Annotated in this window: 14 protein-coding genes; 9 read left to right on the forward strand and 5 right to left on the reverse strand. The window is 68.3% G+C overall.

Translation table 11 applies throughout. From position 1 onward, the window contains the following. Position 1 precedes the first annotated feature (1 nt). From AB0D14_RS16565 to AB0D14_RS16575, 3 genes are read right to left on the reverse strand one after another with little or no spacing between them, the layout of a single operon-like run. On the reverse strand, positions 2 to 940 hold the full coding sequence (locus AB0D14_RS16565; protein ID WP_362779259.1) for a hypothetical protein: 939 nt from the start codon (positions 938 to 940) through the stop codon (positions 2 to 4). Beyond that, positions 927 to 2,603, reverse strand: coding sequence for a hypothetical protein (locus AB0D14_RS16570; protein ID WP_362779261.1), 1,677 nt, complete (start codon positions 2,601 to 2,603; stop codon positions 927 to 929). Before AB0D14_RS16570 ends, AB0D14_RS16565 begins: the two co-directional genes overlap by 14 nt. Then, positions 2,600 to 4,399: an AMP-binding protein gene (locus tag AB0D14_RS16575; protein WP_362779263.1), complete on the reverse strand. Its 1,800-nt coding sequence runs from the start codon at positions 4,397 to 4,399 to the stop codon at positions 2,600 to 2,602. The genes AB0D14_RS16570 and AB0D14_RS16575 overlap by 4 nt, the downstream gene beginning before the upstream one ends. Before the next feature lie 136 nt (positions 4,400 to 4,535). Between AB0D14_RS16575 and AB0D14_RS16580 the strand changes: the two genes are divergently transcribed. Beyond that, positions 4,536 to 4,742 (forward strand): hypothetical protein, encoded by a 207-nt coding sequence (locus AB0D14_RS16580; RefSeq protein ID WP_362779264.1) that lies wholly within the window; start codon positions 4,536 to 4,538, stop codon positions 4,740 to 4,742. Beyond that, positions 4,739 to 5,872, forward strand: coding sequence for an SDR family oxidoreductase (locus tag AB0D14_RS16585; RefSeq protein WP_362779266.1), 1,134 nt, complete (start codon positions 4,739 to 4,741; stop codon positions 5,870 to 5,872). The genes AB0D14_RS16580 and AB0D14_RS16585 overlap by 4 nt, the downstream gene beginning before the upstream one ends. A gap of 213 nt (positions 5,873 to 6,085) precedes the next feature. Here AB0D14_RS16585 and AB0D14_RS16590 read toward each other — a convergent pair whose 3' ends face one another. Then, on the reverse strand, positions 6,086 to 6,634 hold the full coding sequence (locus AB0D14_RS16590) for a hypothetical protein (protein WP_362779268.1): 549 nt from the start codon (positions 6,632 to 6,634) through the stop codon (positions 6,086 to 6,088). A 217-nt stretch (positions 6,635 to 6,851) separates the two neighbouring features. Beyond that, on the reverse strand, positions 6,852 to 7,241 hold the full coding sequence (locus AB0D14_RS16595) for a hypothetical protein (RefSeq protein ID WP_362779270.1): 390 nt from the start codon (positions 7,239 to 7,241) through the stop codon (positions 6,852 to 6,854). Positions 7,242 to 7,471: 230 nt separating this feature from the next. On the opposite strand from AB0D14_RS16595, the gene AB0D14_RS16600 reads away from it, so the two are divergent. The 7 genes from AB0D14_RS16600 (at position 7,472) to AB0D14_RS16630 (ending at position 15,001) form a co-directional block, all read left to right on the forward strand. Continuing rightward, a complete protein-coding gene (locus AB0D14_RS16600) occupies positions 7,472 to 7,888 on the forward strand; it encodes a hypothetical protein (RefSeq protein WP_362779273.1) in 417 nt (138 codons plus the stop codon). Positions 7,889 to 8,014: 126 nt separating this feature from the next. Beyond that, positions 8,015 to 9,235 carry an ROK family transcriptional regulator gene (locus AB0D14_RS16605; protein WP_362779276.1) on the forward strand — a complete coding sequence of 407 codons (1,221 nt, stop codon included), beginning with the start codon at positions 8,015 to 8,017 and terminating at the stop codon, positions 9,233 to 9,235. Positions 9,236 to 9,468: 233 nt separating this feature from the next. Continuing rightward, positions 9,469 to 10,800, forward strand: a complete 1,332-nt coding sequence (locus tag AB0D14_RS16610) for an ABC transporter substrate-binding protein (protein ID WP_362779279.1) — start codon at positions 9,469 to 9,471, stop codon at positions 10,798 to 10,800. Positions 10,801 to 10,804: 4 nt separating this feature from the next. Beyond that, entirely contained in the window at positions 10,805 to 11,764 is a 960-nt protein-coding gene (locus AB0D14_RS16615; RefSeq protein ID WP_362779281.1) for a sugar ABC transporter permease, read from the forward strand. Positions 11,765 to 11,769: 5 nt separating this feature from the next. Then, positions 11,770 to 12,687: a carbohydrate ABC transporter permease gene (locus tag AB0D14_RS16620; RefSeq protein ID WP_362779282.1), complete on the forward strand. Its 918-nt coding sequence runs from the start codon at positions 11,770 to 11,772 to the stop codon at positions 12,685 to 12,687. Further along, the gene (locus AB0D14_RS16625; protein ID WP_362779285.1) at positions 12,684 to 13,949 is read left to right on the forward strand and encodes a 6-phospho-beta-glucosidase; all 1,266 of its coding nucleotides are present in this window, start codon (positions 12,684 to 12,686) and stop codon (positions 13,947 to 13,949) included. Before AB0D14_RS16620 ends, AB0D14_RS16625 begins: the two co-directional genes overlap by 4 nt. Positions 13,950 to 14,041: 92 nt before the next feature. Beyond that, a complete protein-coding gene (locus tag AB0D14_RS16630; protein ID WP_362779350.1) occupies positions 14,042 to 15,001 on the forward strand; it encodes a BadF/BadG/BcrA/BcrD ATPase family protein in 960 nt (319 codons plus the stop codon). The last annotated feature ends 163 nt before the right edge of the window (positions 15,002 to 15,164 follow it).

Here is a 15,164-nt window from a genome sequence, read left to right on the forward strand (position 1 = left end):
GTCACGAGGGGCGCAGCGGCAGTACGGCGGTCAGGACGATCCCGGCCTGCAGCAATGCCACGAAGGGCAGACCCCGCCATCGGGGCAGCGGAACCCTGGGGTTCACCGGGGCGTACCTGCCGGGATCCGCCGGGGCGGGCTCACGCGCGATCCACAGGGCGAAGGCCGCGCACAGGACGCATGTGTACAACGGCAGTACGGGCGAGACACGGGTGAGGACGGCGAGCAGGACGGCCGCCGCCGCAGCCGCCGCCAGGAGCACGCGCAGGGTCACGGTCGCGCCGCCCCACGAGAGGCCGTAGGGCTGGAACTCCGCCAGGCCGATCTTGCGGGAGAACTTCCAGAACTCATACCCCGTCCACAGCAGCACGGTCGCCGTCACCACCGCGCCCAACGGCAGGGTCCGCCCGCTCGTCTCCGTCCAGAAGGCGTACACGTACAGCAGCACGATCGCCGGGCCGATCTCGTAGGCGATACCCAGCAGGTATCTGCGGGAGATCAGGAAACGCCGCAGGACGAACGGGGTGAGGGCGGTGAGGGCCACGGCCACGACGGCGAGGGCGCAGGCCGCCGGCCATGGCGCGTTGAGCGCGCAGACTGCCGCGACGACGGACGCCAGGGCCCACAGCAGTGCGCGCCGGCGCCTGCGTACTTCATCCACGCTGCCCCCCTGCGCGTCACTGGCGCAGTCGTCGAGGTCGTCGATCAGCCTCATCTGCAGGAACAACAGGACGAAGGAAACCGCTCCGACCGGTGCGGTCCAGCCACCGCCCCCGCCACCCGCCCGGCAGTACAGCGCGTAAGCGCAGACGAAGGTGGCCAGCACCGCGATGCCGTGGGTGCGGGGCGGAAAGCGCGCGGCGAGGTAACGGGACATCGAGTCGGTCGCGTCCCGAAGTGAGCGGTACAGTGCGCCGTCCGCGCCCCTAGCCTGCTGCATGCCCCACCGAAACCTGGTCCCGCTCCGGCTTCAGGCCGGGTTGACTGCCGCCGGAGGCGAGCAGATCCCGTGCCTCCTCGATGGGGAAGTCCGCGTCCAGGTAGGCGCCGAGGCGGACCCAGTCGTACCCGATGTCCAGTGTCTCCCGCCAAGCCGCGGGCGAGACGAACGAGGACGGAAAGCCTTCGATGTCCGCCACGTCGCGGATCCAGCGAACGACGGCGTCCAACGCGTCGAGCCTGTGCGTGCCGGCGGCACGGTCTGCCACCTTCAGGTCCGACTCCAGAGCATCGATCGCCTGCCCTACCTGCGGTGGAAGCTCCGGTATCTCTCGCACTCGCAGGGGTGCCTCCTCCTCTGCAGGCACCGGGTTGATCCCGTAGGCGGCGAGCAGCCCGACGCACGCCTTGCGCAGCATGCGGTGCGATGCGGAGCTGAAGACGCCCCACTGCTCGCCTGCAAGGGCGCCGATCATGTCCTCGCGGGCGTTTTCCACCATGACATTGCTCCAGACCAGGGACATCCCGGCCGCAGCGAATCGGCGGGCGGGAAGCGGCACCAGCGAGACGGGCGGACCGTCGTCCGCGGTCACGGCTCCGTCCACCGACAGCACCGGCCGAACGGCCGACGGAGACAGCGTGGTGGGCGGCGTGAGAGCGATCTCTCCACCGCCTTGCCAGCGCAGCCCGATCAGGCCGAGTCGATGAAACTGCGCGATCAGCGGCCCCGCGGCCGCCCCCGGCCCCATGCTCTCCAGCAGCACGGGCAGGGGGACATGGAACGCCAGCGACCGCCACACCCGGGCGGCGTCGCTACGGAGCACGAAGACATCGCGCCTGCCCCGTACTACATGCACGCTCTCGCCGAGCTGCCAGGTGGTCACCGTGCGGACGGCTGCGAGTTGCACCCGTTCGGCCGACGGGACGGGGTCGGCGACACCGAACTCACCCGCCAGCTCCAGACAGGCCTTGACATAGGAGTCGTCCGACAGGTCGTCTGGACCATCCCTGTCGAGCAACGCCCACAGCCTGGCACTCAGTTCCTCCCCCGTACTGATCCTGCCGAGCTGCTGGGAGATCCACTTGCTGCCGAGATAGGTCTCACCGTGCCGCACAGCCCAGGTCTTCGCCGCCCGCAGCACTGCCGTACGGGCCCACCGCACTGCTTCCTCCCGCGCTCCGAGGGCCAGCAGCGCGACCGCGTAGCGCGCGGAGCGCAGCGCCAGTACGTGGCACCAGCGGCCGATGGCCTCGGCCAACTCGGCGGGGGACAGTACAGCTCGTACTGACTCCACCAGGTCGGACCGCAGCAGCGGGATCCCGCCGAGCAGCCGCTGGCAGCGGTCCAGTTCGTCCAGGGTGATTCGCGCGAGGTGCCGGGGGCCGGCAAGGGCTTCTGTCAGCACGCGCTCCGCCTGCTCACGGACCTGGGCCGCGGAGCGGATCCGGATCTCCACCCGCCGGCCGTCGATGAACAAAACCGTCGGCATCGTCGGGTGCGCATGCTCGCCGGGGTCGAGCAGAAGGAAGTCGATGTCGGAGGAGTCGTTGCCGAACCCTTCCGCGATCGACCCCTCCAGCACTGCGCCGAAGCCCTCCGGAGCGTCGATGTGTCCCAGGGACTCGTCGAGCAGTTGTCGTAAGTACTCCAGGGAAAGGATCATCTGTGGTGGTTTCCCGTCGTGTCTGCCGGTTCTTCGAGGAGCAGTTGTCCGCCGAGGCGGCCGGACTGGAACTCCTCCCACATGTGCCGGCGACGTGGTTTTCCGCTGGTACCGCGCCGGATCAGGCCGGGGCCTCCGCCCACCACACGGATCTTCGGGCCGGTACCCAGTTCCGCCCGCAGAGCGCGGGCGATCCGTTCCGCCCAAGGACCGGGCTGAGCCTCGATCAGCACCACGATCTCGCCCTGGCCGGGGCCCGGTGAACTCACCACCGCGCACCGACCCTTGCTGATACCGCCGGCGCTGACTGCCCTGACCTCCAGATCCTCGACGTAGACACTGCGGCCACGAATTTTGAGACCGTCCGCGATACGACCGGCAACGAACAGTTCGCCGTCGAGCAGGAATCCGGCGTCACCGGAGACGAGCCGGTCCTCCGCGATCCGCGTCGAACCAACCGGGTCGCCCGATTGGTATCCGCCGGCGACCCCGGGCCCACGCACGACGACCTCACCGAGGGTTCCCTCCGGGAGGTTCGCGCCGTCGGCCCCGTGCACCGTGACCCGGGTGTCCGTCAGCGCACTCCCGCATCCGACCAGCCATCCCGTCGGCCGGTCGCCGAGTGTCACGTTGTCCAGGGGGCTCTCTTCCTCGATCTTCACCGGCTCTCCGAAGCGCATCGTCTCCCAGTTGGGCCTGACTAGTCGCGGCGCCCGGATCCGCTCGCTGCCGGTGACCGCGAGTGTCGCCTCCGCCAAGCCGTATGCGGGCCGGAAGGTCTCAAGCCGGAACCCCTGGGGAGCGAGCAGATCCGCGAAGCCTCGCAGGGCCCGTACATCGATGGGTTCGGCCGCGACGATGGCCGAACGCCACCGCGAGAAGTCCATCCCCGCCAGGTCCGCCGGCTCTGTCCGGCGGGCGGCGTATGCGAGTCCAAAACTTGGAGTTGCCGTCAGGGTCGCCTGCCCGTGGCCGAACCGTGCCAACCAGCGGGCCGGATCCCTGAGGAACTGGTCCGGACGCATGAGCCATAGGTCGGTCTGGGTGACCACCGGGGTGATGAGACAGCCGATGAGTCCCATGTCGTGGTGCAGGGGCAGCCACGAGGCGGCGACGTCGTCGGGACCCCAACCCAGCCACTGCCTGATCAGCGACACGTTGGACACCAGGTTCGCGGTGGAGATCCGCACACCGCGCGGGCTGCCGGTGGAGCCGGATGTGAACTGAAGGAGCGCAGTGCGAGCCTGGGCGTCCTCTGCGGGGAGCCCCTGGGCCGGAGCAGCCATGCCTGCCGGGCTCGCCTCGTACCCCTCGGCTTCCTCTGCTGCCATGAGGTGCGCGTGGATATCAGCCCGGTCCATGGCGGTGCGGACCAGTTCCGTGAAGGCTCTGCTGGTGACGACCGCCCGGGGCTTGGCAGTTGCGAGGAGTTCCTGCGCATGCTCCAGGAATCGCCCCGGGGCCGCGAAGACCCCTGGTGGGGCCATCGGACAGGCTGCCGCTCCGGCACTCCAGACGCCGAAGAGCGCGCTGACGAATTCCGGGCCTGTGGGCAGCATCAGACAAACGACGTCATTGTGCCGTACTCCGGCGTCACGTAATCGAGTCGCAATGCCCACCACTCGTCGCGCGATCTCCCCGTAGCTATAGAAACTCCACCCAGCCGAGTCGTCGGCGAAATAGACACCGCGATGAGGACGGACAGACTGAAGCCAGCCAGTGAGCAGGGTCACTGGATGAACACCCCCGTGACAGATTGACAAACTTGTGACTCCCCATGGAAGCCACCGCCCCACAGCTTGTCAAGAGCTCTGTTTACTTGCTAGACATGACAGCCGTACCTCGCCACAACCTGATCAATTCAGGAAACGGGAAAAGCGGAAGATGATGTTAGAGGGCACCTCAGAACAGATCACCGACGTCATACACGCCATGGCTCCTCAGCCTGTCCAGGAAGTGCGCACGGAAATCCGGCTCGTCGAGGATCTCGGATATGACTCGCTACGACTGATCGAGTTGGCGATAGCCCTCGAGCGCGCATTCGCGCTCCCCGAGATCGGCGTGCACCGGTCGACGACGGTCGTTTCGGTCGGCGACGTCGTCGACCTGGTCCGTGAACTGAGGACGACGCAGTCATGACGACGCCGACACCGCTCAACGTGCTGGTGACCGGGGCGTCCGGGCTCGTGGGAGCAGAGGTGGTCGCACGCCTCGTGCAGGCGGGACACGCCGTGATCGCAGTCCTCCACTCACAGCCCGAGATCGTCCGGAACAATCACCGGAAACTGCACACCACCGCCCTGTCGAGTACTTTGCGCCCGGGGACGGTCGCCACCGTCAGGGGCGATGTGACACTGCCAGGTCTCGGTCTTCCGGCAGAGGTCCGCGCCAGACTCCTCGGCTGCGTCGAGCGGGTGGTGCACACCGCCGCCGTCACCGATTTCGGACGCCCCCCGGCCACCTACCGGAAAGTCAATCTGCAGGGCACGGAAAACGTGCTGCGACTGGCACAGGACGGCGTCCGCGGCCCGATACCCCTCATTCACGTCAGCACCGCCTACGTCTGCGGTGAACGCCCCGGTCCCATACGGGAGGACGAGCTCGACGTCGGCCAGGTATTCGGCACAGACTACGAGGAGAGCAAATTCAAGGCAGAAGTCCTGCTACAGACGGCTGCCGCAGGCGGAATACCGGTCTCCGTGATTCGTCCGAGCATCGTCACAGGGGCCGAGCGAACCGGCAGGATTCGCGAATTCAACAATATCTACACCGTGCTCAAGATATTCACCGAAGGCAAGGTGAATGCGATACCAGGCCACTACGAAGCGACTCTCGACCTCGTCCCCGTTGACTATGTCGCAGAAGTCGTCACCCAGGTCACGACACGCTTCGAGGAGGCAGCCGGAAAGACTTTCCACACCGTCGGCCCGGCACCGCACACACTCCGCGACTTCAGTGATGTCATGGCCGAGTACCCGAGCTTCCACGTTCCCCGCTACGTCCCGCCGTCGAGCTTTTCCGCCGACCAGCTCAACGAGCTGGACCGCCGCTACTACGAGCAGGTCGTGAGCCTGTATGAGAGCTTCTTCAGACGACGGCCCGTCTTCGACAACAAGGCCACTGTGGCGTTCGTGGGACGGTCACCGGCAGGCGGTGGCCGCCCGTACCTGCGCCGCATCCTCGACTACGGCGTCCGCGCCCGTTACCTGGGCGCTCCGTTACCGGGGGTGGCCGAAATCCTGGCAAGGCTGGACAGCAAGACCGCTTGACCGGAACGAAACCCGTGCTCGGGTTGACCAGCTCACCAGCGGCCGGCCCACAAACTCGCCCACCGCGTGCGCACCGTGACTTCAACCGCACCGACAACCGTTGGCAGCTACTGACCGAGGTACAGATCACTTCCGGGAAGCTGCACGCGCCCCTCGCGCAAGCACCGAGAGGTCCAGGATCGTCGCGCCGACGTTTCGTAGCCTTGTTGGCCGTCAGTGGCAGCGCGCGTCGGAATCACGCTCCGGGCGCCTGCGCTGCCCCTCGGGGGTAAAGGTGAAGGACTCACGGAACGGCCCGTTTCCGAAGCGCAGGCCAAGCAGGAGGGGTTCTTTCAGCTCGGGCCACGATGCCTCAGCGTCCGGGGCGCTGCCGTTCCAGAGGTGGAAGAACACGATCGGTTCCTCAATGCCTTCGCCCAGGTAACCGAGTGTCTTGCCGTAGTAAGGGTTCGTCCCTCCGATCAGCATGGACGGAGGGCCGAACTCGGCGGTGACATCCGCCCACACACGGTCCTCGCCCGCCCACGAGCGCGCCCTGTCCCGCAGCGTCCGGTACTCGTCGGGCGTCAGAACCCGGTCGGGCGCGAGCCAGCCGCGCCGGTGGGCGAACTCGGCGTAGACCGAGGCCGTGGCGCCCTCGTCGTAATGACCCAGGACCATTTCCCAGAACGCGCCCGCCAGAGGCGACTCCAGCAGGGCGGCCGCCTTCCTCAGGGGAACGAGATCACCTCCATCCTGGAATCCCTCGACCGCCGCGTCCACCCGGCACCGATCACCGCGCCCACCGCGAAGACCTCGCCAATCTCCTCAGGCAAAAGCACGACAGAACCGTAGAACTATTGCTCGACAGCTCCCTGCCTGTTGGAGGATCCGTCGCGCACAAAGGAGCTGTCCCGGGACAGCTGGTTCGACCGAGCCCGGTCACAACGGAAAGGGGCCGCCCCACCCATGAGATGCCAGTGGGGCGGCCCTTGTTCGTCTATTCCCGGAGGTGCGCGTACATCGCTTCGTACCGCGTGTACATCAGACCCAGTTCTCGCGGCTGGTTCCGCACGTCCAGAAACTCAAGGACAAGCGAGAGCAAGAGATCCACGACCTGTTGATGCTGCTCCGGGGTCAGTTCACCAGGGTCCTTCCAGTCCTGGAAATCCACGTCGGGGAAGTAGTCCAGAAGGACGAGCTTGTGCCAGTAGAAGCTGCTGAGCTCGCCCCTGCGGACCACCAGCCACTCGGTGAATCCGCGCAGCAATCCGCCCGACCTGCCGATGTCGACCCCCGTGAGGAACATGGCCGTCGAATGGTAGGTGCCGTTCAGGCCGTACCCTTCAGGATGTTCGCCGATCTTCTCGATGAGTTGCTTGTCGTTCATTTGTCCCCTAGAACCCGAAGTCGATGAGATTGTGCCTGGCCCACTGGGCCTTGCACTCAGGGATGGTGTCGCCGGCCCGTCGACCGCCACGGACTCGATCCTCGCCAGCGGCTCCCCGGGCGAGGCCCTCGGCACCGTCAAGGAGGCGGGCCGCGTCGTGACGTTGCGGATCACCGCCCGCCGGAAAGGCCAGCCAGCTCGGGGACATCAGCCAGAACCCCGAGGACGTGGTGGGCGCTCCGGAGGAGGCCGACCACTTCGGCCAGCAGGTCTCCGTCGTGAGTACCGTGCCGGGCGCCCTGGCCACCGCCCAGAACACCCGGCTCGCCGTCGGCGTTCCCGGCGAGGACATCGGCACGGCCGCGGACGCCGGGTCCGTCAACGCCTTCTCCCTGCTCGGCAACCCCGGTGACAGCGATGTACCGGTCGAGCCGGGGAAGGTCGGCCTGCCGGGCACCTCGGGCGCCAACCAGCGGCTGGGCACGAGCATCTTCGCGACCGCCACGCACCTGTACGTCGGCATGCCGTACGGCCCGGCCCCTTACGGCGCCGCCCACACGGTGCCGTGGGCGAACATCGTCTCCGCCCGCCCCCGAGACCGCCGCCCCGCAGGTAACGACTCCGTTTCCGCGGGGGCTCCCTGTTGACGGCTTCCGCTTCGCAGGCCTATTTTCCTCCCACCGAACAGGAAAGTTTCCTAACAGTGGGTCGAGGTGGACTTTGCCTCACGTCCGCTGGGAAGCTGGGCAGCCGAAAGGCAGGTGGCGAGCATCATGGCAGGAACCTCCGGCATACCGGGCACCCCGCGCGTGCTGCGCGCCATGAACGACCGCGCCGCGCTCGATCTCCTGCTGGAGCACGGCCCGCTGTCCCGTACCCGGATCGGCAAGCTGACCGGCCTGTCGAAGCCGACCGCTTCGCAGCTACTGGCCCGGCTGGAGGCGGCGGGGCTCGTCCTCGTCACCGGCACCAGTGAGGGGCGGCCGGGGCCCAATGCTCAGCTGTACGCGGTGAATCCGGCCGCCGCCCGGGTCGCCGGGTTCGACATCACCCCGGCCGGTATCCGTGCCGCGATCGCCGATGTCACCGGCCGCACCATCGGGCAGTTCGAACTGCCGACCCCCGGCCGTAGCGCCCAGGGCGCCGTGGACCGCGTACTGCGGGCTCTGGACGGGGCGGTCAAGGACGCCGGACTCCACCGGGCCGACATCCACCGGCTCGTCATCGGCACCCCCGGCGCCTTCGATCCCGGCACCGGCCATCTGCGCTACGCCCCCCATCTGCCGGGCTGGCACTCGCCCGGTCTGCTGGCGGAGCTGGCCGCCGCGCTCGGCCCGATCCCCTTCGAGGTGGAGAACGACGTCAACCTCGCCGCCGTGGCCGAGCAGCGCATCGGCGAGGCACGCGACTGCGAGAACTTCACCCTGCTCTGGGGAGAGCGCGGCTTCGGCGCCGCGGTCATGATCGGCGGTCGGCTGCACCGGGGCGCCACCGGAGGCGCGGGCGAGGTCGCCTTCCTCCCCCTGCCCGGAGCCCCGCTCATCCGCAACGTCGCCCGCAGCAATTCGGGCGGCTTCGAGGAACTGGCCGGGCGCCGCGCCCTGCTGAGCCTGGCCCGCGAGCACGGGCTGACACCGCCGCCGGGCGGCAGCCTCACCGAGAAGGCCGCGGCCGTGGTCGCCGAGGCGGCCCGTACGACGCCCGGAGCGGGCGAAGCCGTGCTCGCCGAGTACGCGACCCGGCTGGCGACCGGCCTCGCCGCGGTCGTCACCGTGATCGACCCCGAACTGATCATCCTGGCGGGCGGGGTGATCACGGCCGGCGGGGAACCCCTGCGGGCCCTGATCCAGTCCGAGCTCGCCGAGCTGGCCGTACCCCGGCCTCCCATCCGCCTCAGCACGACACCCGGCAGTCCCGTGCTGGTCGGAGCCCTGCAGTCCGCCCTCGCGGCCACCCGCGACGAGGTCTTCGACACGACGGATCGCACCCCCTGATCCGTCCCACCGCCTGATCCCTCCGACCGCCTGATCCGCGGGCGCGACCCCGCCCCCTTCCCCAGGCACACCCCGAAACCGGGGTATCCCGCTCCACCCGTCTCCCGCAGCACCACTTCCAGAACCGCCCACAGAACCTCCCGCAGACGCCGTACCACGCGTGAGCCATGCCCTCGTCGGCACGCACACGCCGTGCAGTACCCGTTCCCGTCCCTGTCCCGAGGAGTTCCGTCATGCCCAAAATCAGCCGCGTGTGTCTCGCCGGAGCGGTCACCGCACTCGCGATGACCGCCTCCGCCTGTACCGGTTCCAGTACGTCCGGCGCGAACGACGACGTGAGCAAGCCGTCCACCATCAACTTCTGGCACCCCTGGAGCGCCCCCAACGAGGTCAAGGCGATCGAGGCGAACGTCGCGGCCTTCGAGAAGGCTCACCCCACCATCAAGGTCAAGATCGTCGGCAACGTCGACGCCGACAAGGTGAACCAGGCGCTGCGCGCCGGCGGTTCCAACGCCCCGGACGTGGTGGCCTCCCCCGAGACCAGCAACGTCGGCAAGTTCTGCTCGTCCGGGGTCTTCGCCGACCTCAAGCCGTTCCTCGGGAAGTCGAAGATCGACACCGCGAAGACGTTCCCCAAGCCCATGCTGGACTACACCCAGTTCGAGGGGACGCGCTGCGCGCTGCCGCTGCTCGGTGACGCCTACGGCCTCTACTACAACAAGACGGCGTTCGAGAAGGCCGGCATCAAGTCCCCGCCGAAGACGCTCTCCGAGTTCAAGGCCGACGCGGTCAAGCTGACCAAGAGCAAGGGCGACAGCTACTCACAGCTCGGCTTCATGCCGAACTTCCACGGCTACGAGGTCACCGTCCCGCACCTCGCGGCGCAGTGGAGCCCGGAGTACTTCACCTCCGACGGCAAGTCGAACGTCGCCAAGGACCCGGCCTTCAAGGAACTGCTCACCTGGCAGCAGGACATGGTCAAGTCGCTCGGCGGCTTCAAGAAGCTGGAGAAGTACCGCTCCACCTTCGGTGACGAGTGGTCGGCGCAGAACCCGCTGCAGACCGGGCAGATCGCCATGAACATCGACGGCGAGTGGCGCGGCGGCATGATGAAGGACGCCGGTGTGAAGTTCGACTGGGGCGTCGCGCCCTTCCCCGTGCCGGACGACCAGGCCGACACCTACGGCAAGGGCTTCCTGACCGGCACGGTCATCGGCCTCGCCAGCACCAGCAGCAAGCAGAACGCCGCCTGGGAGCTGGTGAAGTACATGACCACCGACACCGACGCGGTCGTCTCCTTCGCCAACGCCATCAACAACGTCCCCTCGACCTTCGAGGCGCTGAAGTCGCCGAAGCTCAAGAACGACGTGGCGATGAACGCGTTCGTGAAGATCGCCCAGAACCCGAACAGCAACACCGCGCCCGCCGCGGTCAACGGCAGCACCTACCAGGAGTCACTGCAGAACTTCGCGTACGACTACGAGTCCGGGAAGTCCAAGGACCTGGACGCGGGTCTGAAGAAGACCGCCGGGGAGATTGACACCGACATCGCCAAGGCGAAGTAGTCCCATGGCAACCGTCTCCGGCCACACGGCGACGCTTCGCTCGAAGCGCCGCCGGGAGGGGCTGCGCACGCTGGCGTTCCTCTCCCCCTGGCTCATCGGCTTCAGCGTCTTCTTCGTCTATCCGCTGCTCTCGACCGTCTACTTCTCGTTCATGAAGTACGACGGCTTCCGGCCGCCCACGTTCAACGGCCTGACCAACTGGACGTACGTCTTCAGTCAGTACCCCTTCTTCTGGCCCGCGATGCGCAACACCCTGTGGCTCGTGGTGATCATGGTGGCGTGCCGGGTCCTCTTCGGGCTCGGGATCGGGCTGCTGATCACGAAGATCAAGACGGGCACGGGCCTGTTCCGTACGTTCTTCTACCTTCCGTACCTCGCCCCGCCCGTGGCCGCGACCCTGGCCTTCGCCTTCCTGCTCAATCCCGGCACCGGCCCTGTCAACCAGCTGCTCGGCGACCTGGGTCTGCCGCAGCCCGGCTGGTTCAACGACCCGGCCTGGTCGAAGCCGGCGCTGACGCTGCTCGCACTGTGGGGCGTCGGCGACCTCATGGTCATCTTCATGGCGGCCCTGCTCGACGTGCCCAAGGAGCAGTACGAGGCGGCCGAACTGGACGGCGCCGGCTCCTGGAAGCGATTCCGCTACGTCACACTGCCGAACATCTCCCCCATCGTGCTGTTCGCGGTGGTCACCGGTGTCATCCAGACCATGCAGTACTACACACAGCCGCTCATCGCCGGTAAGACGGCCAGCGGTGTCATCGGTGCCGGCGCCGGCCAGATCTACGAGCCCGGCTATCCGGGCAAGTCGACGCTCACTCTTCCCCAGCTCATCTACAACCTGGGCTTCCAGCGCTTCGACACCGGCTCCGCCTGTGTGGTCGCTCTCGTGCTGTTCGCCCTGTCCATGGCGTTCACCGCGCTCCTGATGCGCCGCCGCAGCGGCCTGATCACGGTGGAGGACTGATCCCCATGACCAACACCGTCACCGCACGCCCCCCGGTGTCCCCCGCCGACGGCCCGGCCAACCCGACCGGACGTGGTCCGGCGGAACGCGCCGCCCGCCGCCGGGCGCTGCTGCACTGGATCGGCGTGCACTCCCTCGGCATCGCGGCCGCGCTGTTCTTCGTGCTGCCGTTCGTCTTCATCCTGCTCACGTCCCTGATGGACGATCAGCAGGCCCTGACGAGCGCACTGTGGCCGCGCTCCTGGAACTGGGACAACTACTCGCAGGTCTGGAACGCCCCCGGCTTCCTCACCTGGTGGCGGAACACCCTGCTCTACGCGGGCCTGGGCACCGTCCTGACCGTCGTCTCCAGCGTCCCGGTGGCCTACGCCCTGGCCAAGTTCCGCTTCCGCGGACGACGCATCGCGATGATGCTCGTGATCTCCACGATGATGCTGCCGCCCCAGGTGATCATCGTGCCCATGTACCTGTTCTGGGCCAAGCAGATGCATCTGACGGGCACCCTGTGGCCGTTGATCATCCCGATGGCCTTCGGTGACGCGTTCAGCATCTTCCTGCTGCGCCAGTTCCTGCTGACCATCCCGGACGAGTACCTCGACGCGGCCAAGGTCGACGGCTGCGGTGACCTGCGCACCCTGTGGCGCATCGTCATTCCGCTGGCCAAGCCGGGCATCGCCGCGGTCGCCCTGTTCCAGTTCTTCTACTGCTGGAACGACTACTTCGGTCCGCAGATCTACGCCAGCGACAACCCGGCGGCCTGGACGCTCAGTTACGGGCTGGAGTCCTTCAAGGACAATCACCATACGAACTGGAACCTCACGATGGCCGCGACCCTGCTCGTCATGGCGCCGGTGATCGCGGTCTTCTTCTTCGCGCAAAAGGCCTTCATCGAAGGCGTCACACTGACAGGAGTCAAAGGGTGAAGCTGGCCGTCGTCGGCGGAGGATCGACCTACACACCGGAACTCATCGACGGATTCGCGAGGCTGAGGGACACCCTGCCCATTGAGGAGCTGGTGCTCGTCGACCCCGCCCTCGACCGGCTGGAGCTCGTCGGCGGCCTGGCGCGGCGCATCTTCGCCAAGCAGGGGCACCCCGGGCGCGTCACCACCACCGACGATCTCGACGCGGGTGTCGAGGGCGCCGACGCGGTGCTGCTCCAGCTCCGCGTCGGCGGACAGGCCGCCCGCAACGAGGACGAGACCTGGCCGCTGGAGTGCGGCTGCGTCGGCCAGGAGACGACCGGCGCCGGCGGCCTCGCCAAGGCGCTGCGTACGGTCCCTGTGGTGCTCGACATCGCCGAGCGCGTCCGGCGTGCCAATCCGGACGCCTGGATCATCGACTTCACCAACCCCGTCGGCATCGTGACCCGCGCCCTGCTCCAGGCCGGTCATAAGGCGGTCGGACTGTGCAACGTGGCGATCGGTTTCCAGCGAAAGTTCGCCGGACTCCTCGGGGTCGCCGCCACCGATGTGCACCTGGACCATGTGGGCCTCAACCACCTCACCTGGGAAACCCATGTGCGACTCGGCGGTCCCGAGGGGGAGAACGTCCTGCCGAAACTGCTCGCCGAGCACGGTGACGCCCTCGCCGGTGACCTGCGCCTGCCGCGCGGGGTCCTCGACCGGCTGGGGGTCGTCCCGTCCTACTACCTGCGCTACTTCTACGCGCACGACGAGGTCGTACGGGAGTTGGGTACGAAGCCGTCGCGGGCCGCGGAAGTGGCCGAGATGGAGCGGGAGTTGCTGGAGATGTACGGCGACCCGGCGCTCGACGAGAAGCCGGAGCTGCTGGCCAGGAGGGGCGGGGCGTACTACTCGGAGGCCGCTGTCGACCTCGCCGCGTCCCTGCTGGGAGGGGGTGGCAACCCGTACCAGGTGGTGAACACGTACAACAGGGGGACGCTGCCGTTCCTGCCCGACGACGCGGTGATCGAGGTGCAGGCCGCGGTCCGGCACGCCGGGATCACCCCGCTGCCGGTGGCGCCGGTGGACCCGCTGTTCGCGGGGCTGATGGCGCACGTCACCGCGTACGAGGACCTGGCCCTGGAAGCCGCGCTGCGCGGGGGCCGCGAGCGCGTGTTCCGGGCGCTGCTCGCGCATCCGCTGGTCGGCCAGTACGCGCAGGCCGAGGGCCTCACCGACCGCCTGATCGCGCACAACCGGGGGCACCTCGCGTGGGCGTGACCGCACAGGGCCTGACCGCCGACACACATGTCCCCGCCGCCGACACGGAGACCAGCAGGACCGGCGTCGCCGTCGACGCGGAGACCAGCAGGATCGTCCTCGCCGTCGACGCGGGGAACAGCAAGACCGACGTCGCGGTCGTGGCGGGCGACGGGAGCGTGCTCGCCACGGCGCGCGGCGGCGGGTTCCGGCCTCCCGCGGTCGGTGTCCGGCAGGCGGTGGACGCGCTCGCCGACACTGTCGGCCGGGCCTTCGCCGCGGCGGGCGTCACCGCCGTCGGCCATGTCTCCGCGTGTCTCGCCAACGCCGATCTGCCCGTGGAGGAGAAGCAGTTGGCCGCCGCGCTGCACGCGCGCGCGTGGGGGACGACCGTGGAGGTCCGCAACGACACCTTCGCGATCCTGCGGGCCGGCGTCGAGGAGCCGCGGGGCGTCGCCGTGGTGTGCGGCGCGGGCATCAACTGCGTGGGCATGCGCCCCGACGGCCGGGTCGCCCGCTTCCCCGCTCTCGGCCGCGTGTCCGGCGACTGGGGCGGCGGCTGGGGCCTCGCCGAGGAGGCGCTCTGGCACGCGGCGCGCGCCGAGGACGGGCGGGGCAGCGCCACCGAACTGGCCCGTGCCCTGCCCGCGCACTTCGGCCTCCCCACGATGTACGCGCTGATCGAGGCCCTGCACCTGGAGCACATCGAGGACGTGCGGCGCCACGAGCTGACGCCGGTCCTGTTCGCCACGGCCGCGGACGGCGACCCGGTCGCCCGCGCGCTCGTCGACCGGCTGGCGGACGAGATCGTGAGCATGGCGGTCGTCGCCCTGACCCGGCTCGACCTGCTGGACGAGGAGGCGCCGGTCCTGCTCGGCGGCGGCGTCCTGGCCGCCAGTCACCCTCAACTCGACGACCGCGTACGGGAGCTGTTGGCCGAGCGTGCCCCCAAGGCCGCGCCCCGGGTCATCACCGCCCGGCCGGTTCTCGGATCCGCGCTCCTCGGACTCGACCACGAGGGCGCTCCGGCCCGGGCGCACGCCCGCGTGAGGGAGTTTTACGAGAGGGACTGAGCACGCCGGGAACCGAACTGTTCGGGTTGGCGTATTCATGAGCAGGGGTAATACGGGATCATCGCTGAGCTGCAATCCGAACAAGATCGAGTCAGGGCCTGTGCGGATGTCGGTCCCGGCGGGGATACTTGCGGCCGTGCCTCTCTTCCCGTGCTTCCTGGCT

It is taken from the genome of Streptomyces sp. NPDC048484, assembly GCF_040651415.1.
Classification (GTDB): domain Bacteria; phylum Actinomycetota; class Actinomycetes; order Streptomycetales; family Streptomycetaceae; genus Streptomyces.